Source organism: Micromonospora sp. NPDC047753, assembly GCF_040642735.1.
In the GTDB taxonomy this organism is placed as follows: Bacteria; Actinomycetota; Actinomycetes; order Mycobacteriales; family Micromonosporaceae; genus Micromonospora.
Map to the genome: position 1 here is coordinate 1 of NZ_JBEYSL010000741.1, position 2,389 is coordinate 2,389.

Here is a 2,389-nt window from a genome sequence, read left to right on the forward strand (position 1 = left end):
GGTGGTTGGCGAAGGCGTCGACGGCCGCCAGTCGTGTTCGCGGGCGTAGCGGGCCGCTTCGTGGCGGGTCCGGGTCTGGGTCTTGCGCATCGCGTTGGACAGGTAGTTGCCTCGTGTGCGGGTGTCACCACATCTGCTGGACGATGTCCGCCGCCTGCTCCTCCCACTGCGCGTACGCGTAGGGGAAGGCGGAGACCTGCACGGTCTGCGCGGCGGCGGTCAGCGGCAGGTCCTGCCAGCCGCCGACGTTCTTGAGTGCGGTGAAGAACGCCGTGGCGGCGTACTCCGGGTCGGTGATCTGGTCGGGCGTGCCCCAACCGGACGACGGACGCTGCTGGAACAGGCCCTGCGAATCGTGGTCGTTGTACGCGCCGAGGTGGCCGAGGTTGTACAGCTTCGACTCCTGCAACGAGGTGGCGACGCCGATCACCGCGCCCCGGTCACCGACGCCGGTCTTCTTGGCGGCGTCGACGATGGCCCGGGCGTTGGCCAACTGCGCGTCGTCGAGCGGTACGCGCGACTGTGCGCCCTCGATGCCGTGCGGGATCAGCTGCGCTCGGCTCGGCTTGCCAGCCGGCGGCTTGCCGGTGGCGGAGCCGGTGGTGAGGCCCGACTCGACGGGCTGGTCGTCCTGGCGGACCGTGGTGGCGGCCTTTCCGGTGGCACGGTCGATGGCGGCGACGGCGCCCTGGTGCGGTCCGGAGGTGACCGGTGCGGCGACCGCGGTCGGCGCGAGGGCCAGACCACCGAGAGCAGCCACACCCGCCACGCTCAGCGCGGTCTTGCGGTACGAGTCCTTAGCGATGGCGGGGAGCCATCGAGTGAAGTCGACCTTCACGATGGTTGCCCTTTCGATCGTGCGGAGCGCTCCGGGGTGAACACTCCTCGGGAGATGACCGCGGAAAAGGGTTTGGGCTCCGGCGGTACGGGGGACACAACCGGGTTCACGTGTCGGGCATTCCGGAATTGCCCGAACCTCGCTGGGCTGCGGCCCTGGTCACACGCAGAGTCGGACACCGGGGCCCTGCCGACGCCACGCCGGACGGGAGTGACACAGGGTCTCGGAGCGCGAGGGCGATGTGCGAACGTCAGCCATTGCTCTGCTTACCTATACGCACCGGCCACGTTTCGTGACCACCGGGACGGATGGCGATAGCTGGCGGAAAGGGCGTATGCGCACCTCACGGGACGTGGTGCAGATAGGTAAGCAGAGCAAAGGTCCGTGCGGGGTGTTGGGGAGGCAGGCAGCTGGCGGTGTTTTCGCTACCGTGGGTGAGCGCCCAGGCCCAGCGCGGTGGGTCGGGCAGCCGTGCGGCTCGCCCTAGCGGACGAGAGGGCGCCGTGGCGGTGGGGTGCTGGAGGGTCCCGATCGGATCAGGACCGCGGTCCGCCCGCCGCCGGAGTCAGTTGTCGCCGTCGCCCACGGGCCCCGCATCCCGCCTCCCGACATCCTCGTTCGCTCCGAGGAGTTCCTGGAAGATGGTGATCTGAAGCCCGGCGGGCGCGTCGAGGCGGGAGTTGAGTGACTGCCACGGCGTACGCGTCGGCGGCGCGATCTCGCCCGCCCCGGCGGCCACCAGCCGGGCGGTCGTCGCCTCCGTGTCGTCCACCTCGAAGGCCACCCGGATGCGCGGCGCGACCTGCCGGCCCACCTCAACCTCGTCGATCAGGCGTTTCTGCGCGGGGTTGGCGATCTCCAGCGTGGCGCGGCCGGCGTCCAGGATCACCACCCGCGCATCCCCCTCGCCGCTGAACGCCGCCTCCTCCGGCAGGCCCAGCGCGTCGCGAAAGAACGCGACGGCGGCCTCGTGGTCGGTGGCCTCCACCACGAGGCGCAACTGACGGACGGCGGGGACGGGCGAGTCGGCGGCCATGAGCGGGATCCTAGCGTCGCGGCCGGGTTAGGTTGGAACGTCCAGGAGGGAGCGTCGATGGTCCAGGCAGTGAGTGACGGCACCTACCTGCTGCACCCGGTCGGCCGGGTCGCCTCATCGCTGACCGACCCGGCGAGCGCGCCACGGCAGGGCGACGAGGGCGCGTCGACGGCGTGGCTGGTCTTCGACCCACAGGTCGAGCGGGCCGTGCGTGACCTGCGGGTCGGCACGGAGCTGCTGGTGCTGACCTGGCTGGACCGTGCCCGGCGCGACGTGCTCGCGGTGCATCCACGCGACGACGCGAACCGTCCGGAGACCGGGGTGTTCAGCACCCGATCACCGCACCGGCCCAACCCGATCGGGCTGCACCGGGTGCGGGTCCTGACGGTGGACGGGCTGCGCGTCGAGGTGGCCGACCTGGAGGCCCTCGACGGCACCCCGATCATGGACGTCAAACCGGTGCTGGGCGCGGCCGACGAACGCCCCGCCCCGCGCCCGCCCCCCGCCTATAGGAA

Annotated in this window: 3 protein-coding genes; 1 reads left to right on the top strand and 2 read right to left on the bottom strand. The window is 71.2% G+C overall.

The features are described from left to right. Positions 1–124: 124 nt before the first annotated feature. Positions 125–838: a hypothetical protein gene (locus ABZ749_RS33970; protein ID WP_357235206.1), complete on the bottom strand. Its 714-nt coding sequence runs from the start codon at positions 836–838 to the stop codon at positions 125–127. Between the two features lie 565 nt (positions 839–1,403). Beyond that, positions 1,404–1,874, bottom strand: coding sequence for a VOC family protein (locus ABZ749_RS33975; RefSeq protein WP_357235209.1), 471 nt, complete (start codon positions 1,872–1,874; stop codon positions 1,404–1,406). A gap of 57 nt (positions 1,875–1,931) precedes the next feature. On the opposite strand from ABZ749_RS33975, the gene tsaA reads away from it, so the two are divergent. Continuing rightward, a partial coding sequence (tsaA, locus tag ABZ749_RS33980) for a tRNA (N6-threonylcarbamoyladenosine(37)-N6)-methyltransferase TrmO (protein WP_357235211.1) occupies positions 1,932–2,389 on the top strand: 458 nt, incomplete at its 3' end.

What these genes read in the sequence shown, in the direction of transcription:
- ABZ749_RS33975 (WP_357235209.1), bottom strand. Translation starts at nt 1,874, where the DNA reads ATGGCCGCCGACTCGCCCGTCCCCGCCGTCCGTCAGTTGCGCCTCGTG.